Below are 22,252 nucleotides of genomic sequence, written 5' to 3' on the forward strand. Positions count from 1 at the left end.
TTCTATCATAAAGTATCTCTCAGAGCAAACGTTTGCGTAAAAAGAAAAAACTATTTTAACGATTTAAGATAAAGTGTTGATTTTTTTGTATCAAAGTGCTAGTATAATGGTATATAAAACAGATAAAGAGAGGAGATTTCTCATGATTGAATTTCAAAATGTTAGTAAGTTGTATGGTGATAAAGAGGCCTTGAGCAATCTCGATTTGCAGATTGAAAATGGGGAGATTATGGGCTTGATTGGCCATAATGGGGCTGGAAAATCAACCACTATAAAATCCTTAGTTAGTATCATTTCTCCCAGCAGTGGTCGTATTTTAGTAGATGGTCAGGATTTATCGGAAAATCGCTTGGCTATTAAACGAAAGATTGGCTACGTAGCAGACTCGCCTGACTTATTTTTACGCTTAACGGCTAATGAATTTTGGGAATTAATCGCCTCCTCTTATGATCTGAGCAGTTCTGACTTGGAGGCTAGTCTAGCTAGGCTATTGAACGTTTTTGATTTTGCTGAAAATCGCTATCAGGTCATTGAAACCCTTTCTCACGGAATGCGTCAGAAAGTCTTTGTCATCGGAGCACTCTTGTCCGATCCCGATATTTGGGTCTTGGACGAACCCTTGACTGGTTTGGATCCCCAGGCTGCCTTTGATTTGAAACAGATGATGAAGGAACATGCACAAAAAGGTAAGACGGTCTTGTTTTCAACCCATGTTCTAGAGGTGGCCGAGCAAGTCTGTGATCGGATTGCCATTTTGAAAAAGGGGCATTTGATTTATTGTGGTAGCGTAGAGGACTTGAGAAAAGACCACCCAGACCAGTCTTTGGAAAGTATCTACCTTAGCCTTGCTGGTAGAAAAGAGGAGGTTTCAGATGCGTCTCAAGGTCATTAAAAAATTAGTTGATATCAATATCCTCTATTCATCTAAGGAAGCTAATCTGGCTAACCTACGAAAGAAGCAGGCTAAGAATCCTGGGAAAAAAGTAAATGTTTCCGCTAGAGTCCTAAGTTCTTACATTTTTTCCAGTCTCTTGATGCTCATCATGTTTATAAATATAGCCTTTCGTTTTCCTTTTGAGGAAAGGCCAAGTTTTTTTAGTAGCATGGTTGCTATTTTACTGGTGCTTGCCTTTTCAACTTCTTTCACTGCCTTTTACAATGTCTTTTATGAGAGTAAGGACTTGGCATCGTATAGGCCCTATGCCTTTAAAGAATCAGAGATTATAATCGCTAAAGGACTGTCTGTCCTCTTACCAGCTCTGCCTGGAATTGTACCAATCCTAGCTTATTTTCTAGTCCTCTACATTAGGCTAGCACCTTCTCTTTGGCTGGGCTTGCCTTTGATGCTGCTGTCCTTGGCCTTATTATTTGTCTCTTTGGCTTTAGTGATGGTAGTGGCAGTGCATTTCTTGGCTCAAACTGCGCTTTTTAGAAAGTATCAGTCTATTTTTTCGAATGTGATGATTGGGATAGGAGTTCTCATACCTTTAATATTTGTCCTCTTTCTTCAGTCGACTTTTGGAAGTATTGTTGACAAAGTTAGAGACATTCCATTTCTCCTCTATCCTCTTCATATTTTTTACAAAATAGCAGTGGAGCCTTTTTCGAAAGAAGCCATCCTGGGTCTGCTCGCTTGGATAGGACTAACTCTCTTCTTGCTTTATCTGACCAAAAAGAAGGTCCTTCCTCGTTTTTATGATGTGATCCTGCTTAATAGTGAGGAGAAGGTCAAAAAAGAACGTCGCAATAAGGAGAGAATTTCAACTACTAATAAAAAGGGCTTTTTCCGTATGGTTTTACGCTACCACCTCACCCTCTTGGGACAGGGAACTGGCGTGATTACAGTGCTTTTTACAAGTGCTTTCCTTCCTTATCTCATGATGATCGGTCTGATTTCCAACATCCGAGATTCTCAGATAGTTCCAGATATTCATCCTCCATACTGGTTACCCTTGTTTTTTATAGCTCTCTTTATAGCAGTTGTCAATAACAATATCACCAGCCTACCTTCAATTGCCTTGTCCTTGGAGAGGGAAAATGTTGATTTTCTTAAGAGTTTGCCTTTTGATTTTGCTCGTTATGTGAAAGTGAAATTTTGGATTATATTTGCAGTTCAGTCCCTCTTACCTATCTTGACTTTACTTGGTCTTTCCCTTTATTTAGGATTGCCCATTCTTTCGATGATCTACCTTCTTGTGGCATGGTTCCTTGCTAGTGTCATCCTTTCTTGCCATCATTATTTTAAGGACGTGAAAAATCTGTCAACCAATTGGAGTAACATTACGGATCTGGTGAACCGTTCAAATCGTATAGTAGCAATAGTTTTATTGTTTATATATAGTGCAATCCTAATGGTCCTTGTAATAGGGAGCTTATTCTTAGTTAAGTCTCTCTCCCCTGTCCTTGCCATCAGCTTGGGAGTAGGAGCTCTTATCCTTCTGCTTGGTCTTGCTATTTTTAGCTATCATTACTATCTGTCACATATATTAGCAGAAATAGAAAAAAGATGAGTTAGTTGGTCGCTTGCTTGATAAATTTCATTTGACAAAACACTTTCAAAGTTTGTTATAATGTAGTTATAAATTATTAAGATTGGTAATCAAAAATATATAGGGAGGAAGGTTTTGAATAAGAAATACAATATAGTTCTATTATTGTTGTTTATAGTTTATTTATTTGGATATTTTTCAATTTCAAAAACGTTAATTCCTATAATGTGTGTAATCCAAGTGTTTTCAATAGAAAATATATTTAGAGTTCGAAATAGAATTATTCAGATAGGTGAAATGATAATTATTGTTGCTTCTATAATATTATTTATTGATAGTATATTGAGTTTGTAACAAAAAGCTTCTCTATAAAATCAAATTTTCTAGATATCTGCTGAAGCTGATTTATCTTCTCATCTATCTTCGTCACCAAATTTGACAGACACATAGTGCTGATACAGCCTCTCTACCTATAATCTCACAGTTAACCTGAGGATAGTTTCCTAGTTTGCTCTTTGATTTTTGTTGATAAAAAGAAATGCTCCTCCAAGATGGAAGAGCATCTTTTATTTTGATTCTCACACATTTACTTTCTAACTTTTTATTAGTATAGTATACTATTTTTTAAAACGAGAGTAAAAAAGCAAGGGTTGTTTCTTTTTTGAGAATTGTCTAAAAATTTGATATAATGGTAGTTATGAATAGAATAAGAGTCAGCAAAAGGGTTGAAAAAAAGCTTGCCAAAGGTCTGGTTTTACTAGAAGCCAGTGATCTTGAGAATGTCAATCTCAAGGATCAGGAAGTAGAAGTGCAGAGTCAGGAAGGAACCTTTCTTGGGACTGCCTACCTATCTCAGCAAAACAAGGGCTTTGGCTGGTTTGTTAGTAAAAACAAGGTAGCCTTCAATCAAGCTTTCTTTGAAACGCTGTTTAGACAAGCTAAAGAAAAGAGAAAATCCTATTATCAAGATGATTTGACAACTGCCTTTCGTCTCTTCAACCAAGAGGGAGATGGCTTTGGCGGTCTAACAGTGGACCTGTATGGCGATTATGCCGTCTTTTCTTGGTATAACTCTTATGTTTATCAGATTCGTCAGACCATCTCAGAAGCCTTTAGACAGGTTTTCCCTGAAGTGTTAGGGGCTTATGAGAAGATTCGCTTTAAGGGATTGGATTATGAATCTGCTCATGTTTATGGTCAAGAAACACCTGACTTTTTCACTGTTTTGGAAAATGGGGTTCTGTATCAAGTCTTTATGAATGATGGCTTGATGACAGGGATTTTCCTAGATCAGCATGAAGTTCGTGGTAGTCTGGTTGATGGCTTGGCTACGGGTAAATCCTTGCTCAATATGTTTTCCTATACAGCAGCTTTTTCAGTAGCTGCGGCCATGGGAGGAGCAAGCCAGACAACTTCTGTGGACCTAGCTAAACGTTCACGAGAATTGTCTCAAGCGCATTTTCAGGCAAATGGGCTCAGCACAGACAACCACCGTTTTGTGGTCATGGACGTCTTTGAGTATTTCAAATATGCCAAACGAAAAGGCTTGACCTACGATATGATTGTCCTAGATCCGCCTAGCTTTGCTCGGAACAAAAAACAAACTTTCTCTGTGGCCAAGGATTATCACAAGTTGATTTCCCAGAGTCTGGAGATTTTAAATCCGGGAGGAATCATCATTGCCAGTACCAATGCTGCCAATGTTTCCCGCCAAAAATTTATAGAACAAATTGATAAAGGCTTTGCAGGAAGAAGTTACCAGATTTTAAATAAATACGGTCTTCCAGCAGATTTTGCCTATAATAAAAAAGATGAAAGTAGTAATTACCTCAAGGTGATTAGTATGAAGGTTAGTAAATGAAATTAATCGTTTCAGTAATGCCAAGAAGTTTAGAGGAGGCCCAGGCTCTGGATGCCACGAGGTACCTGGATGCCGACATCATTGAATGGCGTGCCGACTATCTGCCTAAAGAAGCGATTTTGCAGGTAGCTCCAGCTATTTTTGAAAAATTTGCAGGTCGTGAATTGGTTTTCACGCTGCGAACTCGCACTGAAGGGGGAGAAATCGAACTTTCTTCAGAAGAATATATCCATCTAATCAAGGAAGTGGCGCAACTCTATCAACCAGATTATATTGATTTTGAGTATTACAGCTACAAGAATGTCTTTGAGGAAATGTTGGACTTCCCAAATCTCGTTTTGAGTTATCACAATTTCCAAGAAACGCCTGAAAATATGATGGAAATCTTGTCAGAGTTGACGAGCCTAAATCCAAAACTTGTCAAGGTTGCGGTGATGGCTCACACGGAGCAGGATGTCTTAGATTTGATGAACTATACACGAGGCTTTAAAACCCTCAATCCTGAACAGGAATATGTGACTATTTCTATGGGCAAGGTGGGCAAGGTGTCTCGTATCACTGCGGATGTGACTGGTTCTAGCTGGTCCTTTGCTAGTCTGGATGAGGCTAGTGCTCCTGGTCAGATTTCCCTAGCTAACATGAAAAAAATCAGGGAGATTTTGGATGAAGCTTGATGGCTATACACGTTTAGCTGCAGTTGTTGCCAACCCTATTAAGCATTCTATCTCTCCCTTCATTCACAATAGTGCCTTTGAGGTGACAGCTACCAACGGTGCTTATGTGGCTTGGGAGATTGAAGCGGCTGATTTGGCAGAGACAGTGGCCAATATTCGTCGCTACCAGATGTTTGGCATTAACCTGTCCATGCCCTATAAGGAGCAAGTGATTCCATATTTGGATGAGCTGAGTGACGAAGCGCGCTTGATCGGTGCGGTCAATACGGTTGTCAATGAGAATGGCAATTTAATTGGATATAATACAGATGGCAAGGGATTTTTTAAGAGCTTGCCTTCTTTTACAATTACAGATAAGAAGATGACCCTGCTGGGTGCAGGTGGTGCGGCCAAGTCCATTCTTGCCCAGGCTATTTTGGACGGCGTCAGTCAGATTTCGGTCTGTGTTCGTTCAGTTTCTATGGAAAAAACAAGACCTTACCTAGACAAGTTACAGGAGCAGACAGGCTTTAAAGTGGACTTGTATGCTTTAGAAGATGTTTCTGTCTTGCAGGAAAGGATTGCTGAGTCGGATTTACTGGTCAATGCGACAAGTGTAGGGATGGATGGTCAATCATCTCCAGTCCCTGAAAATATTGTCCTATCAGAAACTCTCTTAGTAGCTGATATCATTTACAAGCCTTTTGAAACGCCATTTTTGAAATGGGCCAGAAGTCAGGGCAGTCCAGCTGTAAACGGTCTGGGGATGTTGCTCTATCAAGCTGCTGAAGCCTTTCAACTGTGGACAGGCAAGGAAATGCCGACAGAAGAAATTTGGCAGTCCTTAACAGAAAAATACCAATAAAGAAAGGGAGATTCTCCTATGAAAATCAGAATCGATATTCCTCATCATCCTTATGATATTCAGATTGAAAAAGGTTGTCTGGCTCAGGCTGGTCAATGGTTGCGAGAACTCTGGCAACCGCAAAAAGTGGTCATTGTAACAGACAACCATGTAGCTTCTCTTTATGCAGAGAAGGTCAAGCTCAGCCTAGAAGATGCTGGTTTTCAGGTAGCAGTTTTTGACTTTTTAGAAGGCGAAGAAAGAAAGAATTTAACCACTGTTCAGAAAGTTTATGAATTTCTAGTCAAGCAAGGTCTAACTCGTAGCGATGGAATCGTGGCTCTTGGTGGTGGTGTCGTTGGAGACCTAGCTGGTTTTGTGGCTTCTACCTATATGCGGGGCATTCACTTTGTTCAGATTCCGACCAGCTTGACAGCCCAGGTGGATTCTTCTATCGGCGGAAAGACAGGCGTCAATACTCCATTTGCTAAGAATATGGTGGGAACTTTTGCCCAACCAGACGGGGTTCTGATCGATCCGCTTGTCCTTGAAACACTTGGTAAAAGAGAACTGATTGAAGGGATGGGTGAGGTCATCAAGTACGGCTTGATTGAGGATCCAGAACTGTGGGCTCTCTTGACGGAGCTGGATGGTTCTGTAGAGAGCATTTTGGAGCATGCAGAGACCTTGATTGAACATTCTTGTCAGGTTAAGCGCAAGATGGTAGTTGAGGATGAGTTGGATAATGGTGTTCGCCTTTTCCTCAATTTTGGTCATACTATTGGCCATGCCATTGAAGCGACTGCAGGTTATGGAAAAGTCATGCATGGCGAGGCTGTAGCTATGGGAATGGTTCAGATTTCCAAGGTTGCTGAGGAAAAGGGACTCATGCCAGCTGGCATTACCCAATCTATCACAGAGATGTGTCAGAAATTTGGACTACCTGTTGACTATGAAAACTGGGATGTTGATAAGCTTTATCAAGCTCTTACTCATGACAAGAAAGCGCGTGGCAACACCTTGAAATTGGTCTTGGTGTCAGAGCTCGGTTCGGCAACCATTCACCCAGTTTCTCTGGAAGAGATGAAAGACTACTTGGTAAAATAAGGAGAACGTATGAGATATTTAACTGCAGGAGAATCACACGGCCCCCGTCTGACGGCTATCATTGAAGGAATTCCAGCTGGACTTCCTTTGACAGCTGAGGATATTAATGGAGACCTTAAACGCCGTCAGGGTGGCTACGGTCGTGGCGGTCGTATGAAGATTGAGAGTGACCAGGTTGTCTTTACCTCAGGCGTTCGCCACGGGAAGACGACAGGGGCTCCTATTACCATGGATGTCATCAATAAGGACCACCAGAAATGGCTGGATATCATGTCTGCGGAGGACATTGAAGACCGCTTTAAAAGCAAACGAAAAATCACCCATCCTCGTCCAGGTCATGCCGATTTGGTTGGGGGCATCAAGTACCGTTTTGATGATTTGCGAAATTCTTTGGAACGTTCATCAGCTCGTGAAACTACCATGCGAGTGGCAGTCGGGGCTGTAGCCAAACGCCTCTTAGCTGAACTGGATATAGAAATCGCCAACCATGTCGTGGTCTTTGGTGGCAAGGAAATCGATGTACCTGAAGATCTGACAGTGGCTGAGATTAAGGAACGAGCTGCCCAGTCTGAAGTTTCTATTGTCAACCAAGAACGAGAACAGGAAATCAAGGACTATATTGACCAAATCAAACGTGACGGTGATACCATCGGTGGAGTTGTCGAGACAGTCGTTGGAGGTGTTCCAGTTGGCCTTGGTTCCTATGTCCAATGGGACAGAAAATTGGATGCGCGATTGGCCCAAGCAGTTGTCTCTATCAATGCCTTTAAAGGAGTGGAATTTGGTCTTGGCTTTGAAGCTGGTTACCGTAAGGGCAGCCAAGTCATGGACGAAATTCTCTGGTCTAAAGAAGATGGCTATACTCGTCGCACCAATAATCTGGGTGGCTTTGAAGGTGGTATGACTAATGGGCAACCCATCGTTGTTCGTGGCGTCATGAAACCCATTCCTACTCTTTATAAACCTCTTATGAGTGTGGATATCGAAACCCACGAACCTTACAAGGCAACTGTTGAAAGAAGTGATCCGACCGCTCTTCCAGCTGCCGGTGTGGTCATGGAAGCTGTTGTGGCAACGGTTCTAGCACAAGAAATTCTTGAAAAATTCTCATCAGACAATCTTGAGGAATTAAAAGAAGCGGTAGCTAAACACCGAGACTATGCAAAGAACTATTAAGGAGTTCCTATGGCAAAAACAATCTATATCGCAGGTCTTGGTTTGATTGGTGCCTCTATGGCACTTGGTATCAAACGTGATCATCCAGACTATGAAATTTTAGGTTATAATCGCAGTCAAGCTTCGAGAGATATCGCCTTGAAAGAAGGCATGATTGACCGTGCAACAGATGATTTTGCTAGCTTTGCTCCTTTAGCAGATATCATCATTCTCAGTTTGCCAATCAAACAAACCATTGCTTTCATTAAGGAGTTGGGTCACTTAGACTTGAAAGAAGGAGTGATTATCTCGGATGCAGGCTCAACCAAGTCATCCATCGTAGATGCGGCGGAGCAGTATTTGGCTGGCAAATCTATTCGCTTTGTCGGGGCTCATCCCATGGCTGGTAGTCACAAGACAGGGGCTGCTTCTGCAGATGTCAATCTCTTTGAAAATGCCTATTATATCTTTACACCTTCGAGGCTGACAAGTACTGACACGCTTGAGGAAATGAAGGCTCTACTTTCAGGTCTTCATGCTCGTTTTATCGAGATTGATGCCAAGGAGCATGATCGCGTGACTTCTCAGATTAGCCATTTTCCACATATTCTGGCTTCTAGTCTTATGGAGCAGACCGCGGTTTATGCTCAAGAACATGAGATGGCAAGGTGCTTTGCGGCAGGTGGTTTTCGAGATATGACTCGAATTGCGGAAAGCGAACCAGGTATGTGGACTTCCATTCTCTTGTCCAATCGTGAAACTATTCTGGATCGAATTGCGGATTTCAAGGAGCGTTTGGATGAGGTCGGTCAGGCTATCAGCAAGGGAGATGAGGAGCAGATTTGGAACTTTTTCAATCAAGCACGTGAGCAACGTCAGGCCATGGAAATCCATAAGCGTGGCGGTGTGGATAGTTCTTACGACCTCTATGTCGATGTTCCCGATGAAGAAGATGTCATCTTACGAATCTTGGAACTACTACGTGGAACTTCCTTGGTTAACATCCACATCAACGAGGAAAACCGTGAGGATATTCATGGGATTCTACAAATTTCATTTAAAAATGCTCAAGATTTAGAACGAGCCGAGCACCTCATAACAGAAAATACCGACTACACAGTCGTCATCAAATAAGGAGAAAATCATGCCTAAAATAGAGCCTAGATTCATATTTGGTGTTATCTTTATTTCTTTTATCTTACTTAGAGCTTACGTTGTTAAAAAAGATGTGAAAACTACTTCAGAAGCAAGCGTTGAGACAAAAAATGAACGATCCAACAAGGAAATAAGTTAAGAGAAAACCAATTCAAAGTATGTAGACGATAGAATTATTAATGAGTTTATCAATAGCTATAATCAACATTTTAATAGCCCATTAGAAAATATCAAAAAAGGAAATATAAACATAAAATATTTCGCATCAAGCTACGGATACTACTTGGAATTTTTACATGCAAATGATACTGATAAAATCAATGTAACAATAAATCAGACAAATGAAAATAGTGAATCTGGTGTTGCGGGAATGAAAGAAGTATTTCATGATATTGTCAAATCGATTGAATCATCCTTATCTGATGATGAGATAAATAACTATTTTGATAATCTTGTATCAAATGAGACTTTAACAGATTCTAAATTGGGTTCTTTAAAAATAGAACTTGTACCAGATAAGGAATTAAGCAATGGACATTCAAGAGGTTATATAAAAGTAATTGCACAATAATAAAGATCACAGAGTGACTATTAATTTTAAAAAATGAATAAGGAGAAAATCATGTCAAATATTTACGATAGTGCAAACGAACTCAGTCGCGGTCTACGCGAATTACCAGAATACAAGGCTGTTAAAGCAGCTAAAGATGCGATTGCAGCAGATTCTGAGGCAAGCAAAATCTTTACAGAATATGTTGCTTTCCAAGAGGAAATTCAAAAACTAGCACAGACAGGTCAAATGCCAGACGCTTCCTTCCAAGCGAAAATGGAAGGCTTTGGCAAGCAGATTCAGGGGAACAGCCTCTTGTCAGAATTCTTTACTAAGCAACAACAATTGGCAATTTACCTTTCTGACATTGAAAAAATTGTTTTCGAACCAGTTTCAGAATTGCTAAAATAAGAAAATAACTATCATAAAGTCAGGAATTTTTAAGGAATTTCTGGCTTTTTATGATAAAATAAGTAAAAGTATTGCAAGTATGAGGTCCAGTATGAAACTAAAAACAAACATTCGCCACTTACACGGCAGTATCCGAGTTCCAGGTGATAAGTCTATTAGCCATCGTTCCATTATTTTTGGAAGTTTGGCTGAGGGTGAGACCAAGGTTTATGATATCTTGCGTGGTGAAGATGTCTTGTCAACCATGCAGGTATTTCGTGACCTCGGCGTAGAGATTGAGGATAAGGACGGTGTCGTTACTATTCAAGGTGTTGGGATGGATGGATTGAAAACACCTCAGAAAGCCCTGGATATGGGGAATTCTGGGACATCTATTCGTTTAATTTCAGGTGTCCTTGCAGGTGCAGATTTCGAAGTAGAAATGTTCGGAGACGATAGTCTTTCCAAACGTCCTATGGACCGTGTGACGATTCCTCTGAAAAAAATGGGCGTCAGCATTTCAGGGCAAACTGAGCGAGACCTGCCTCCTTTGCGTTTAAAAGGGACGAAAACCCTAAGACCTATTCATTATGAGTTGCCAATAGCTTCTGCTCAAGTCAAGTCAGCCTTGATGTTAGCGGCCTTGCAGGCTCAGGGAGAGTCCGTAATTATCGAAAAAGAATGCACTCGTAACCATACTGAAGATATGTTACAACAATTTGGTGGTCATTTAAGTGTGGACGGCAAGAAAATCACAGTCCAAGGGCCACAAAAATTGACAGGACAAAAGGTGGTCGTGCCAGGAGATATTTCCAGTGCAGCCTTTTGGTTGGTTGCAGGTTTGATTGTTCCAAATTCTCATGTAGTGCTGCAGAATGTGGGCATCAACGAAACGCGTACTGGTATTATTGATGTTATTCGCGCCATGGGTGGAAAATTGGAAATAACTGAAATCGATCCAGTCGCTAAATCTGCTACCTTAACTGTTGAGTCTTCAGACCTCAAAGGAACAGAGATTGGTGGCGCTTTGATTCCACGTTTGATTGATGAATTGCCCATTATTACCCTGCTTGCTACTCAAGCCCAAGGTGTAACGGTTATTAAGGATGCAGAAGAACTTAAGGTCAAGGAAACAGATCGCATTCAGGTGGTAGCAGACGCCTTAAATAGTATGGGAGCAGATATCACCCCTACAGCAGATGGGATGATTATCAAAGGGGAATCAGCCCTTCACGGTGCTAGGGTCAATACTTTTGGAGACCACCGTATCGGTATGATGACAGCTATCGCGGCTCTCTTGGTTGCAGATGGAGAAGTGGAGCTTGACCGTGCAGAAGCCATCAATACCAGCTATCCTAGCTTCTTTGATGATTTGGAGAGATTGATTCATGGCTAAGGTACTACTAGGATTTATGGGGGCTGGCAAATCGACTATTGCAAGAGGCTTGGATCCAAATTACCTTGATATGGATGCTCTGATTGAGAAGCGCTTAGGTATGTCTATTGCGGATTTTTTCGCTGAAAAGGGAGAAGAGGCCTTTCGTCAGGTGGAGTCAGAAGTCCTAGCTGAGTTACTAGAAACAAATCAAGTTGTGTCAACTGGTGGAGGTGTAGTCATTTCTGAACGTAATCGTGACTTACTAAAGACGAATCCTGAGAATATATACCTGAAAGCAGACTTTGAAACCCTCTACCAACGCATATCAGCTGATAAGGACAATTTGCGACCGCTTTTTCTCAATAATAGTAAGGAGAAACTAGCAGCTATTTTTCAAGAAAGACAGTACTGGTATGAGGAAGTAGCCAGTCGGGTTTTGGATGTGACCAAGCTAAGCCCAGAGGAAATTATAGAGGAACTAAGATGAAAATTGCTTATCTAGGTCCCAAGGGATCATTTTCACACCACGTTGTGCAGACAGCTTTTCCTCATGAGGAATTGCAGGCCTTTGCCAACATTACAGATGTCATCAAGGCCTATGAACAAGGCTTGGTGGATTATTCTGTGGTGCCAGTTGAAAATTCTATCGAGGGTAGTGTTCATGAAACCTTGGACTACCTTTTTCATCAAGCTCGCATCCAAGCAGTAGCAGAAATCGTTCAGCCCATTCACCAGCAGTTGATGGTGGTTCCAGGTCACACTAAGATTGAAAAGATTTTTTCACACCCACAGGCTTTGGCGCAAGGAAAGAAATTCATCAATGAAGAGTATCCAGAGGCCAAAATTGAGGTGACTGCTAGTACAGCTTATGCGGCCCGCTTTATTTCCGAACATCCAGACCAGCCTTATGCAGCCATTGCACCTAGAAGTTCTGCCGAAGAATATGGCTTGGAACTGATTGCCGAGGATATTCAGGAAATGGAAGCCAATTTCACACGTTTTTGGGTTCTGGGAGCTGAAGGTGCAGCCATTCCCTTGCAAGTACAAACTGAAAAAATGAGTTTGGCCCTGACCTTACCTGACAACCTTCCTGGTGCTCTCTATAAAGCCCTTTCAACCTTTGCTTGGAGAGGAATTGACCTGACAAAAATTGAAAGTCGTCCACTTAAGACAGCACTGGGCGAATACTTTTTCATTATCGATGTGGATTATGTCGATAAGGACTTGGTCCACTTTGCCCAAAAAGAATTAGAAGCCATTGGAATCCAGTATAAAGTTCTGGGTGCCTATCCTATTTATCCAATATCAGAGCATGGAAAGGAGAGAAGATGAGTAAAGAAAATCCCTTAAGCCATCACGAGCAGTTACGTTATGACTATCTTTTTAAGAACATTCATTACCTAAATGAGCGAGAGAAAAAAGAGTTTGCTTACCTGCAAGACAAATTAAGTAGGGCAAGTAGTGATGCTACCTCAGAAAGTCAAGAATTGACCGAGGATTATAGAAAGACAAGTGCTAACGCTTCAATTCCTTCTTATAATAGTCGTAGCCGTTCTGAGCGATACCAGAAGATCAATTCTCTTCCAAAGAAAAAGACTAAAAAGCGGAAGCTACGGTGGGGTCGTATTTTTGCTGGAGTGCTTGCTCTTCTAGCCTGTGCAGGTTTTGGCATGATTTTCATGTTCCTAAAAGGATATTCAAATGCTGAACCAAACAAACCTACCAATGCAAAGGCGGCTCAAGTAGAGGTTTTTCATGGTCAAGATACCAAGGATGGAGTTAATATTTTGATTATGGGAACGGATGGACGGATTGGTCAAAATAGTGCTGAAACGAGAACGGACTCGATTATGGTCCTAAACGTCGGTGGATCAGATAAGAAAATCAAGCTGGTCAGCTTCATGCGTGATAATTTGGTTTATATAGACGGTTACAGTCAAGTCATTAATGGTAGAAAACAGAGGGATAACAAGTTAAACGTAGCCTATGAGTTAGGAGAACAAGAGGGGCAAAAAGGGGCAGAGATGGTTCGTCAAGTCTTGAAAGATAATTTTGACTTGGACATTAAGTACTACGCTTTGGTTGATTTTCAGGCCTTTGCAACTGCTATTGACACTTTATTCCCTGATGGGGTGACAATTGATGCTCAGTTTTCAACATTGAATGGGCGTCCACTAACAGAAGCTACGGTGGGAGATGACTTACATGCTACGGAAACAGAGTCTCCAACTCAGACTATTAAAGTCGGGAAACAGCAGATGAATGGTTCAACCTTGCTCAATTATGCTCGCTTCCGTGATGACGATGAAGGAGATTATGGTCGTACCAAGAGACAACAGCAAGTGTTGACAGCTGTTTTGCAGCAACTTAAGGATCCAACCAAACTTTTTACTGGATCAGAAGCGCTTGGTAAGGTCTTTGGGATGACCTCTACGAACGTTCCTTATAGTTTTCTTTTGACCAATGGTTTGTCCTTCCTAGGAGGGGCGCAAAACGGCATTGAAAGATTAACAGTTCCAGAACTAGGCGATTGGGTGGATGCCTATGATGTCTATGGTGGTATAGCTCTCCAGATCGACCAAAATAAATATCAAACCAAGCTGGCCCAGATGGGAATGAGATAAGATAACACTCAATGAAAATCAAAGTGCAAACCAGGAAGCTAGCCGCAGGCTGTACTTGAGTACGGCAAGGTGAAGCTGACGTGGTTTGAAGAGATTTTCGAAGGGTATAAGACAGAAGAATCAAAGTTTGATAGCTATTTATCTAGCAGTCAGGCTTTGATTTTTTTACAGTCTGAAATAGCTTTTTAGCCCTTATTTGTGGTATAATGAAACGATACGATAGAAAGAATAATGAACAATATGACTGATTTAAAAGCAATTCAGGCTCGTAGTCTGGAGATGGCTGAATATTTTGTGGCCTTTTGTAAAGAACATGATTTGCTCTGTTATCTCTGTGGTGGAGGTGCTATTGGTGCCCTTCGAAACAAGGGCTTTATTCCTTGGGACGACGACCTAGACTTTTTTATGCCTCGTAAAGATTATGAGAAATTAGCAGAATTATGGCCTCGTTATGCAGAGGAGCGTTATTTCTTATCAAAGAGTAACAAGGATTTTGTCGACCGTAATCTTTTTATTACCATTCGTGACAAGGAAACCACCTGTATCAAACCTTATCAGCAGGATTTGGATTTGCCACATGGATTAGCCTTGGATGTCTTGCCTTTGGATTATTATCCAAAAAATCCAGCTGAGCGGAAGAAACAGGTTCGCTGGGCACTGATTTATTCACTTTTTTGTGCCCAAACTATTCCAGAAAAGCATGGTGCACTTATGAAATGGGGAAGCCGTATTTTACTGGGAGTGACTCCAAAATCTCTCCGTTATCGCATTTGGAAAAAAGCTGAACAAGAAATGACCAAATATGGTTTGGCTGAGAGCGATGGCATTACAGAATTATGCTCAGGTCCTGGTTATATGAGAAACAAGTACCCAATCGCATCTTTTGAAGATAACCTTTTCTTGCCATTTGAAGAAACAGAGATGCCTATTCCAGTTGGTTATGATGCTTATCTCAGCACTGCTTTTGGGGATTATATGACTCCTCCGCCAGCAGATAAACAGGTACCGCATCATGATGCTGTCATCGCTGATATGGATAAGTCTTATACAGAATACAAGGGAGAATATGGTGGCTAAGAAAAAAATCTTATTCTTTATGTGGTCTTTTTCTCTCGGAGGCGGAGCAGAGAAGATTCTATCTACCATTGTTTCTAATCTGGATCCAGAAAAGTATGATATTGATATTCTTGAAATGGAACACTTTGACAAGGGATATGAATTTGTTCCTAAACATGTACGAATTTTAAAATCCTTTCAGGATTATCGTCAAGCCAGATGGCTCCGAGCTCTTTTGTGGAGAATAAGAATTTATTTTCCAAGATTGACTCGGCGTTTGCTTGTGAAAGATGACTATGATGTAGAAGTTTCCTTTACTATTATGAATCCACCACTTTTGTTCTCTAGAAGAAAAGAAGTCAAGAAGATATCTTGGATTCATGGAAGTATAGAAGAATTTCTTAAGGATAGCTCCAAAAGGGAATCACATAGACGCCAGTTGGACGTTGCTGATACTATTGTAGGAATTTCTAAAAAGACCAGTCATTCTATCAAGGAAGTCTATCCAGATTATGCTTCAAAATTACAGACGGTTTACAATGGTTATGATTTTAAGACCATTCTAGAAAAATCTCAAGAGAAGATCGATATCGAGATTGCGCCTCAAAGTATCTGTACTATTGGACGGATTGAGGGAAATAAGGGTTCTGACCGTGTGGTGGAAGTGATACGACTATTACACCAAGAAGGAAAAAACTACCACCTTTACTTCATAGGTACAGGTGATATGGAAGAGGACTTGAAAAAACGGGTCAAAGAGTATGAACTTGAGGACTATGTTCATTTCCTTGGTTATCAAAAAAATCCTTATCAGTATTTATCTCAGACGAAAGTTCTCTTGTCTATGTCTAAGCAAGAAGGTTTTCCTGGAGTGTATGTGGAAGCCTTGAGTCTGGGACTTCCTTTTGTCTCTACGGATGTTGGAGGTGCTGAGGAATTATCCCAAGAAGGTCGATTTGGACAAATCATTGAGAGTAATCAAGAGGCAACTCAGGCAATTACGAACTACATGACTTCTGCCTCAAACTTCGATGTCAATGAGGCTAGCCAATTCATTCAACAATTTACAATTGCCAAACAAATCGAACAAGTAGAAAAACTATTAGAGGAGTAGCATGGAAACTGCATTAATTAGTGTGATTGTGCCAGTCTATAATGTGGTGCAGTACCTAGAAAAATCGATAGCTTCCATTCAGAAGCAGACCTATCAAAATCTGGAAATCATTCTTGTTGATGATGGAGCAACAGATGAAAGTGGTCGCTTGTGTGATTCAATCGCTGAACTAGATGATAGGGTATCAGTGCTTCATAAAAAGAATGAAGGCTTGTCACAAGCACGAAATGATGGAATGAAGCAGGCTCATGGGGATTATCTGATTTTTATTGACTCAGATGATTATATCCATCCAGAAATGATTCAGAGTTTATATGAGCAATTAATTCAGGAAGATGCGGATGTTTCGAGCTGTGGTGTCATGAATGTCTATGCTAATGATGAAAGCCCACAGTCAGCCAATCAGGATGAGTATTTTGTCTGTGATTCTCAAACATTTCTAAAGGAATACCTCATAGGCGAAAAAATACCTGGGACGATTTGCAATAAGCTAATCAAGAGAGAAATCGCAATTGCTCTATCCTTTCCTAAAGGGTTGATTTATGAAGACGCCTATTATCATTTTGATTTAATCAAGTTGGCTAAGAAGTACGTTGTTAATACCAAACCCTATTATTACTATTTCCATAGAGGAGACAGTATTACGACCAAACCGTATGCAGAGAAGGATTTAGCCTATATTGATATCTATCAAAATTTTTACAATGAAGTTGTGAAAAACTATCCTGACTTGAAAGAGGTTGCTTTCTTCAGATTGGCCTATGCCCATTTCTTTATTCTGGATAAGATGTTGCTAGATGAACAGTACAAACGGTTTGAAGCCTATTCTCAGATTCATCGTTTTTTAAAAGGCCATGCCTTTGCTATTTCTAGGAATCCAATTTTTCGTAAGGGAAGAAGAATTAGTGCCTTAGCTCTATTTATAAACATTTCCTTATACCGATTCTTATTACTGAAAAATATTGAAAAATCTAAAAAATTACATTAGAATGGGGGTGAGCAAGTGATTGATGGAAAACGATTGTTATTTAGTTTGACCATAGTCAGCTATGCCTTGACGTTAGTAAGTGGAATTGTGTATCTGTTTAATAATAATAATGTTAACTTACTTTCTACTTTATTGTTCTTACTGGTTAGTAGCTTAATTGCCTGCTGGAATGATATCAAGTATTACTTAATCCATTTTATTTTCTTTTTAACCATTTTTATATTTCTGGTATCAAGACCGACCATTGATTATTTTAGGGATGGAGCTTTGGATACCTATCATCCGATAGCCTATCGCTTTGCTTTTATAGTCGTCATGGTTTCGATTCTGGGTTTGACTACAGGAGGCGTCCTAGCTCGTTACTTCATAGCTAGGAAGAAAATAAAAGTACCAAATATAGGAAATTCTCTAAAAGAGATTTATGTCAAGCGGTTGCGCTTTGTATCACTAGGAGTTTTTCTTCTAACTTATCCATTCTATTTCATTAGATTATTTGAACGTCTCTTGTATCGCTTGCAGACGTCCTACTATGCCTACTATGCAAATTTTGAAAGTAAACTGCCTTATTTTACCTACATATTATCGACCTTTACGGTCTATGCAATGTGTATGTATCTGGCAAGCAAGCCAAAGAAATTGCAGGCAACAGCAGTTCTTGTCTCCTTTATTGCAGCTAATACCATTCATTTGGCAATCGGGACACGAAATCCCTTTATTTTAAGTATTTTATTTGCTTTTGTTTATTACTTTATGCGAGAGCAAACTGAAAAAGGAAAATGGATTGGGTTTAAAGAAAAGTTAGCGATTTTTGTAGGTTCTCCTATTCTCATGTTAGGAATGGGAGTGCTCAATTATGTACGGGATAATGTCCAGGTTTCCCATACAGGTTTCTGGGATATCCTGCTCGACTTTATCTATAAACAAGGAACCAGTTTTGGTGTTCTGGCTAGAGGTTTTCTATTTAACAATAGCCTACCTTATCGAGATTTCCGTAATTTTACTTTTGGCCCTGTTCTTGATTATTTTGCAAGAGGAAGTTTGGGGGCTATTTTCGGAGGAAAAGCCTTTGAGCATACAACTAATAGTGTGGAACTAGCTATTGATAGTAATAGTTATGCCCACAATCTATCCTATCTTGTTTTGAACAAGGAATATTTGAAAGGACATGGTATCGGAAGTAGTTATATCATGGAGTTGTATACAGACTATGGTATGGTAGGAGTCTTTCTACTTAGTCTCTTACTAGGCATGCTATTTATAGCCATGTTGCAAGTAGCCTATCGCTCTAGAACAATCCTATTTGCCTTGTCCCTACTCATCTTGAACAATCTATTCTTTATGCCAAGAAGTAGCTTTTCAGAAAGCTTCTTCAATCTATTTACAATGCAATTCTGGGGAATTGTTCTTGTGATTATATTCGTAGCAAAAATGCTTACAAAAGAGAACCAGTATCTACTAAACAAAGGAGAAAAAAATCATGTTTGAACATTATTCAGTAGCTGATTTATTTGCAAATCTTTACAAAAAACGAAAAGCAAATATTCTAGCTCTCATCGCTTTATTTGCTCTCATTGCTGTACCATTTACAATTAAAGCAGTTAAGAATAAAAATACTGTCAAAGACACAACAAGTTATTCAACTTATCTTAGCTATAAAATTACTCCTCCAGAAGATTCAGCTAAAACGATTTTGAATCATCAAATTGGTGGTTATAGTGATTTCTATGGTAAATTGATTGATGGGAATTTGAATGGAGCTTATCTTTTCAATGATGTAGAACCGAGTGAACTGAAAAAAATTGCCAGTGAATTGGATACGACAGAAACAACCTTGAAAAATTCTACGAATGATTATTGGTGGAAAAAACTGACCGTCTACTATATGATTGACGATGCAGGGGTCGGTGTGAAAATTTTGACACCAAGCAAGGATGTCAATGACTTGTTAGAGCGAAAATTTGATGGATTGATTGAGAAATTTAAACATACTTATGCAAATGTGAAAATTGAAAAATTGGAAACCATCAACTCTAAAGAATTGAATGCAAACGGTGAGACAGCGCTTGGATTAAATGTGAAAAACTTGATTCTCCGTTTAGCTGTTATTGGAGTAGTCTGTGTGATTTTGGTTGTGATGGGAAATGTATTGGTTTATCTCTTTAATCCAACAATCAATAGAGCAGGTGATTTTTCTCAATATCAAATTGATTTTGTAACAGAGATCACAACAATTGCCAACCTAGCAGATGTCTTGTCATACAAAAATGCTGGACAAGAATTGACTATCGTTAGCTCAAATAAAGCTATCTTAGATAAATTGAAACAAAATCAAGAGGCTTTAAAAGGAATGCATTTTGTCGATTTACAAGATGTGCCATCTCTTTTGGAAAGAGATACAGTCCTTCTTGTTGAAGAGTATGGAGTGACTCGTTATAAGAAATTTGAACAAAGTCTTCAAATTCTTAGAAATTTAAATCGTTCTATCCTTGGTGTAGCAACCTTTAAACTATAAGCTTTCTGATGTATTAGGTCTTCAAAGTTGGCTAAGAGCCGATTTTGAAGGCTTTTTCTATTTGTTAGCAGAAATTTCCCTTTAGAATTTTCTACAGAAGTTACCCTAGGGAAAATCTAGCACGATAGAGGAGCCTTCTTTTGATAAAATCGTAAAAATCTAGTATAATAGATAGAACTGAAAGTATGAGGTTACTAGCAATGAAAATGAAACAAATTAGTGATACAACTTTGAAAATCACGATGTCTTTAGAGGATTTGATGGATCGAGGAATGGAGATCGCAGACTTTCTCGTTCCTCAAGAAAAAACAGAAGAGTTCTTTTATGCTATCTTGGATGAGCTAGAGATGCCTGAGAGCTTTTTGGATACAGGCATGTTGAGCTTCCGTGTGACTCCAAAACCTGATAAGGTTGATGTCTTTGTAACCAAGTCAAAGATTGACCAAAATCTAGATTTTGAAGATTTATCGGATTTGCCAGACATGGAAGAATTGGCTCAGATGTCGCCAGATGAATTTATCAAAACTTTAGAAAAAAGCATCGCAGACAAAACCAAGGATGACATCGAAGCCATTCAATCTCTAGAGCAAGTAGAAGCCAAGGAAGAAGAGCAGGAGCAAGCTGAACAAGAAGTTGAGAACAAGAAAGAGCCTTACATCTACTACATCCTTTCTTTTTCTAAGTTAGCTGACTTGGTAGCTTTTGCTAAGACAGTGACTTTTGAGATGGAAACTTCTGAACTCTACAAAATGAACGAGCGCTATTATTTGACCATTTTAGTGGATATTGAAAATCATCCAAGTCCATATCCAGCTTGGCTGTTGGCTCGTATGCGCGAGTTTGCGGAAGATAGTGATATCAGTCGTTCAGTCTTACAAGAGTATGGCCAAGTCTTGATGAATCACGATGCAGTGATCAATCTGCAAAAGATTGGATAATCATTTCTGGAAAATTATTTCTAGATTTTAGGAAGAGCGAATCGTTTGATTCGTTTTTTCTTTTCTAGACTGAAATAGTGATTTACTATAATAGGAATTTTCACAAAATTCTGTTATAATGGCTATATTAGAAAATTTCGAGGAGACAAACATGACAGTTAAAATTGCTTTACTAGGATTTGGTACCGTTGCAAGTGGCGTGCCTTTCCTCCTAAAGGAAAATGGAGAAAAAATCAATCAATCAGCACATTCAGAGATTGAAGTTGCTAAGGTATTGGTCAAGGATGAAGATGAAAAGAATCGCTTGCTTGCAGCAGGGAATGACTTTAACTTTGTAACCAATGTGGATGACATTTTGTCAGACCAAGATATTACCATCGTAGTGGAATTGATGGGGCGTATCGAACCAGCTAAAACCTTTATCACTCGTGCCTTGGAGGCTGGGAAACACGTTGTTACTGCCAATAAGGATCTTTTGGCTGTTCATGGCGCAGAATTGCTAGAAATCGCTAAAGCCAATAAGGTAGCACTTTACTACGAAGCAGCAGTAGCTGGGGGTATTCCAATTCTTCGTACTCTAGCAAATTCATTGGCTTCTGATAAAATCACTCGCGTATTGGGTGTAGTCAATGGAACTTCCAACTTCATGATGACCAAGATGGTGGAAGAAGGATGGTCTTACGATGATGCTCTTGCGGAAGCACAAAGACTAGGATTTGCAGAAAGTGACCCGACAAATGACGTAGATGGGATTGATGCAGCCTACAAGATGGTCATTTTGAGCCAATTTGCCTTTGGAATGAAGGTTGCCTTTGATGATGTAGCCCACAAGGGAATCCGCAACATCACACCAGAAGATGTAGCTGTAGCCCAAGAACTTGGCTATGTAGTGAAATTGGTTGGTTCTATTGAGGAAACTTTTTCAGGAATTGCTGCAGAAGTAACTCCAACCTTCCTACCTAAAGCGCACCCACTTGCTAGTGTGAATGGGGTAATGAACGCTGTCTTTGTGGAATCTATCGGTATCGGTGAGTCTATGTACTACGGACCAGGTGCGGGTCAAAAACCAACTGCTACGAGTGTTGTAGCAGATATTGTCCGTATCGTTCGTCGTTTGAATGATGGTACCATTGGCAAAGACTTCAATGAATATAGCCGTGACTTGGTATTGGCAAATCCAGAAGATGTCAAAGCTAATTACTACTTCTCAATCTTGGCTCCAGACTCAAAAGGTCAGGTCTTGAAATTGGCTGAAATCTTCAATGCCCAGGATATTTCCTTCAAGCAAATCCTCCAAGATGGCAAAGAAGGTGATAAGGCGCGTGTTGTGATTATCACTCATAAGATTAATAAAGCCCAGCTTGAAAATGTTTCAACTGAATTGAAGAAGGTTTCAGAATTTGACCTCTTGAATACCTTCAAGGTGCTAGGAGAATAA

Annotated in this window: 23 protein-coding genes; all 23 read left to right on the plus strand. The window is 39.9% G+C overall.

Going from position 1 to position 22,252, the window contains the following annotated elements:
* The first annotated feature begins 142 nt into the window (after positions 1-142).
* The 23 genes from SK642_RS03410 to SK642_RS03510 all read left to right on the plus strand — a co-directional run bounded on the left by SK642_RS03410 (position 143) and on the right by SK642_RS03510 (position 22,252).
* On the plus strand, positions 143-892 hold the full coding sequence (locus tag SK642_RS03410) for an ABC transporter ATP-binding protein (RefSeq protein WP_033683380.1): 750 nt from the start codon (positions 143-145) through the stop codon (positions 890-892).
* Positions 873-2,510, plus strand: a complete 1,638-nt coding sequence (locus tag SK642_RS03415; protein ID WP_033683381.1) for a hypothetical protein — start codon at positions 873-875, stop codon at positions 2,508-2,510. Before SK642_RS03410 ends, SK642_RS03415 begins: the two co-directional genes overlap by 20 nt.
* Positions 2,511-2,582: 72 nt before the next feature.
* A complete protein-coding gene (locus SK642_RS11135) occupies positions 2,583-2,843 on the plus strand; it encodes a hypothetical protein (protein ID WP_080708920.1) in 261 nt (86 codons plus the stop codon).
* Between the two features lie 343 nt (positions 2,844-3,186).
* Positions 3,187-4,350: a class I SAM-dependent rRNA methyltransferase gene (locus SK642_RS03420; protein ID WP_033683665.1), complete on the plus strand. Its 1,164-nt coding sequence runs from the start codon at positions 3,187-3,189 to the stop codon at positions 4,348-4,350.
* On the plus strand, positions 4,347-5,024 hold the full coding sequence (gene aroD / locus SK642_RS03425; protein WP_033683382.1) for a type I 3-dehydroquinate dehydratase: 678 nt from the start codon (positions 4,347-4,349) through the stop codon (positions 5,022-5,024). The genes SK642_RS03420 and aroD overlap by 4 nt, the downstream gene beginning before the upstream one ends.
* The gene (locus SK642_RS03430; protein ID WP_033683383.1) at positions 5,014-5,868 is read left to right on the plus strand and encodes a shikimate dehydrogenase; all 855 of its coding nucleotides are present in this window, start codon (positions 5,014-5,016) and stop codon (positions 5,866-5,868) included. The genes aroD and SK642_RS03430 overlap by 11 nt, the downstream gene beginning before the upstream one ends.
* Positions 5,869-5,886: 18 nt before the next feature.
* A complete protein-coding gene (aroB, locus tag SK642_RS03435; RefSeq protein ID WP_033683384.1) occupies positions 5,887-6,954 on the plus strand; it encodes a 3-dehydroquinate synthase in 1,068 nt (355 codons plus the stop codon).
* Positions 6,955-6,963: 9 nt separating this feature from the next.
* Positions 6,964-8,130, plus strand: coding sequence for a chorismate synthase (gene aroC / locus SK642_RS03440; RefSeq protein ID WP_033683385.1), 1,167 nt, complete (start codon positions 6,964-6,966; stop codon positions 8,128-8,130).
* A gap of 9 nt (positions 8,131-8,139) precedes the next feature.
* The gene (locus SK642_RS03445) at positions 8,140-9,243 is read left to right on the plus strand and encodes a prephenate dehydrogenase (protein ID WP_033683386.1); all 1,104 of its coding nucleotides are present in this window, start codon (positions 8,140-8,142) and stop codon (positions 9,241-9,243) included.
* Between the two features lie 10 nt (positions 9,244-9,253).
* The gene (locus SK642_RS10725) at positions 9,254-9,403 is read left to right on the plus strand and encodes a hypothetical protein (protein WP_200872271.1); all 150 of its coding nucleotides are present in this window, start codon (positions 9,254-9,256) and stop codon (positions 9,401-9,403) included.
* A 144-nt stretch (positions 9,404-9,547) separates the two neighbouring features.
* Positions 9,548-9,835, plus strand: a complete 288-nt coding sequence (locus SK642_RS03450; RefSeq protein WP_033683387.1) for a hypothetical protein — start codon at positions 9,548-9,550, stop codon at positions 9,833-9,835.
* 51 nt (positions 9,836-9,886) lie between these two features.
* Positions 9,887-10,225, plus strand: coding sequence for a YlbF/YmcA family competence regulator (locus SK642_RS03455; RefSeq protein ID WP_033683388.1), 339 nt, complete (start codon positions 9,887-9,889; stop codon positions 10,223-10,225).
* Positions 10,226-10,316: 91 nt separating this feature from the next.
* The gene (gene aroA, locus SK642_RS03460) at positions 10,317-11,600 is read left to right on the plus strand and encodes a 3-phosphoshikimate 1-carboxyvinyltransferase (protein WP_033683389.1); all 1,284 of its coding nucleotides are present in this window, start codon (positions 10,317-10,319) and stop codon (positions 11,598-11,600) included.
* Entirely contained in the window at positions 11,593-12,069 is a 477-nt protein-coding gene (locus tag SK642_RS03465; protein ID WP_033683390.1) for a shikimate kinase, read from the plus strand. The genes aroA and SK642_RS03465 overlap by 8 nt, the downstream gene beginning before the upstream one ends.
* The gene (pheA, locus tag SK642_RS03470) at positions 12,066-12,914 is read left to right on the plus strand and encodes a prephenate dehydratase (RefSeq protein ID WP_033683391.1); all 849 of its coding nucleotides are present in this window, start codon (positions 12,066-12,068) and stop codon (positions 12,912-12,914) included. Before SK642_RS03465 ends, pheA begins: the two co-directional genes overlap by 4 nt.
* Positions 12,911-14,206 carry an LCP family protein gene (locus SK642_RS03475; RefSeq protein ID WP_033683392.1) on the plus strand — a complete coding sequence of 432 codons (1,296 nt, stop codon included), beginning with the start codon at positions 12,911-12,913 and terminating at the stop codon, positions 14,204-14,206. Before pheA ends, SK642_RS03475 begins: the two co-directional genes overlap by 4 nt.
* A gap of 231 nt (positions 14,207-14,437) precedes the next feature.
* Positions 14,438-15,283 carry a LicD family protein gene (locus SK642_RS03480; protein WP_080708922.1) on the plus strand — a complete coding sequence of 282 codons (846 nt, stop codon included), beginning with the start codon at positions 14,438-14,440 and terminating at the stop codon, positions 15,281-15,283.
* The gene (locus SK642_RS03485) at positions 15,273-16,376 is read left to right on the plus strand and encodes a glycosyltransferase (RefSeq protein WP_080708923.1); all 1,104 of its coding nucleotides are present in this window, start codon (positions 15,273-15,275) and stop codon (positions 16,374-16,376) included. Before SK642_RS03480 ends, SK642_RS03485 begins: the two co-directional genes overlap by 11 nt.
* 1 nt (position 16,377) lies before the next feature.
* Entirely contained in the window at positions 16,378-17,364 is a 987-nt protein-coding gene (locus SK642_RS03490) for a glycosyltransferase family 2 protein (protein ID WP_033683393.1), read from the plus strand.
* Between the two features lie 15 nt (positions 17,365-17,379).
* The gene (locus tag SK642_RS03495) at positions 17,380-18,849 is read left to right on the plus strand and encodes an O-antigen polysaccharide polymerase Wzy family protein (RefSeq protein WP_033683394.1); all 1,470 of its coding nucleotides are present in this window, start codon (positions 17,380-17,382) and stop codon (positions 18,847-18,849) included.
* Positions 18,842-19,876 (plus strand): hypothetical protein, encoded by a 1,035-nt coding sequence (locus tag SK642_RS03500; RefSeq protein ID WP_033683395.1) that lies wholly within the window; start codon positions 18,842-18,844, stop codon positions 19,874-19,876. The genes SK642_RS03495 and SK642_RS03500 overlap by 8 nt, the downstream gene beginning before the upstream one ends.
* A gap of 200 nt (positions 19,877-20,076) precedes the next feature.
* The gene (gene mecA / locus SK642_RS03505; RefSeq protein ID WP_033683396.1) at positions 20,077-20,814 is read left to right on the plus strand and encodes an adaptor protein MecA; all 738 of its coding nucleotides are present in this window, start codon (positions 20,077-20,079) and stop codon (positions 20,812-20,814) included.
* A gap of 151 nt (positions 20,815-20,965) precedes the next feature.
* A complete protein-coding gene (locus SK642_RS03510) occupies positions 20,966-22,252 on the plus strand; it encodes a homoserine dehydrogenase (protein ID WP_033683397.1) in 1,287 nt (428 codons plus the stop codon).

The organism is Streptococcus mitis, assembly GCF_000722705.1.
GTDB classification, from domain to species: Bacteria; Bacillota; Bacilli; order Lactobacillales; family Streptococcaceae; genus Streptococcus; species Streptococcus mitis_P.

Excerpts from the sequence above, each read along its gene's own strand:
- SK642_RS03410 (WP_033683380.1), top strand. The coding sequence starts at position 143 with ATGATTGAATTTCAAAATGTTAGTAAGTTGTATGGTGATAAAGAGGCC.
- SK642_RS03415 (WP_033683381.1), top strand. The coding sequence starts at position 873 with ATGCGTCTCAAGGTCATTAAAAAATTAGTTGATATCAATATCCTCTAT.
- SK642_RS03420 (WP_033683665.1), top strand. The coding sequence starts at position 3,187 with ATGAATAGAATAAGAGTCAGCAAAAGGGTTGAAAAAAAGCTTGCCAAA.
- aroD (WP_033683382.1), top strand. The coding sequence starts at position 4,347 with ATGAAATTAATCGTTTCAGTAATGCCAAGAAGTTTAGAGGAGGCCCAG.
- SK642_RS03430 (WP_033683383.1), top strand. The coding sequence starts at position 5,014 with ATGAAGCTTGATGGCTATACACGTTTAGCTGCAGTTGTTGCCAACCCT.
- aroB (WP_033683384.1), top strand. The coding sequence starts at position 5,887 with ATGAAAATCAGAATCGATATTCCTCATCATCCTTATGATATTCAGATT.
- aroC (WP_033683385.1), top strand. The coding sequence starts at position 6,964 with ATGAGATATTTAACTGCAGGAGAATCACACGGCCCCCGTCTGACGGCT.
- SK642_RS03445 (WP_033683386.1), top strand. The coding sequence starts at position 8,140 with ATGGCAAAAACAATCTATATCGCAGGTCTTGGTTTGATTGGTGCCTCT.
- SK642_RS10725 (WP_200872271.1), top strand. The coding sequence starts at position 9,254 with ATGCCTAAAATAGAGCCTAGATTCATATTTGGTGTTATCTTTATTTCT.
- SK642_RS03455 (WP_033683388.1), top strand. The coding sequence starts at position 9,887 with ATGTCAAATATTTACGATAGTGCAAACGAACTCAGTCGCGGTCTACGC.
- aroA (WP_033683389.1), top strand. The coding sequence starts at position 10,317 with ATGAAACTAAAAACAAACATTCGCCACTTACACGGCAGTATCCGAGTT.
- SK642_RS03465 (WP_033683390.1), top strand. The coding sequence starts at position 11,593 with ATGGCTAAGGTACTACTAGGATTTATGGGGGCTGGCAAATCGACTATT.
- pheA (WP_033683391.1), top strand. The coding sequence starts at position 12,066 with ATGAAAATTGCTTATCTAGGTCCCAAGGGATCATTTTCACACCACGTT.
- SK642_RS03475 (WP_033683392.1), top strand. The coding sequence starts at position 12,911 with ATGAGTAAAGAAAATCCCTTAAGCCATCACGAGCAGTTACGTTATGAC.
- SK642_RS03480 (WP_080708922.1), top strand. The coding sequence starts at position 14,438 with ATGAACAATATGACTGATTTAAAAGCAATTCAGGCTCGTAGTCTGGAG.
- SK642_RS03485 (WP_080708923.1), top strand. The coding sequence starts at position 15,273 with ATGGTGGCTAAGAAAAAAATCTTATTCTTTATGTGGTCTTTTTCTCTC.
- SK642_RS03490 (WP_033683393.1), top strand. The coding sequence starts at position 16,378 with ATGGAAACTGCATTAATTAGTGTGATTGTGCCAGTCTATAATGTGGTG.
- SK642_RS03500 (WP_033683395.1), top strand. The coding sequence starts at position 18,842 with ATGTTTGAACATTATTCAGTAGCTGATTTATTTGCAAATCTTTACAAA.
- mecA (WP_033683396.1), top strand. The coding sequence starts at position 20,077 with ATGAAAATGAAACAAATTAGTGATACAACTTTGAAAATCACGATGTCT.
- SK642_RS03510 (WP_033683397.1), top strand. The coding sequence starts at position 20,966 with ATGACAGTTAAAATTGCTTTACTAGGATTTGGTACCGTTGCAAGTGGC.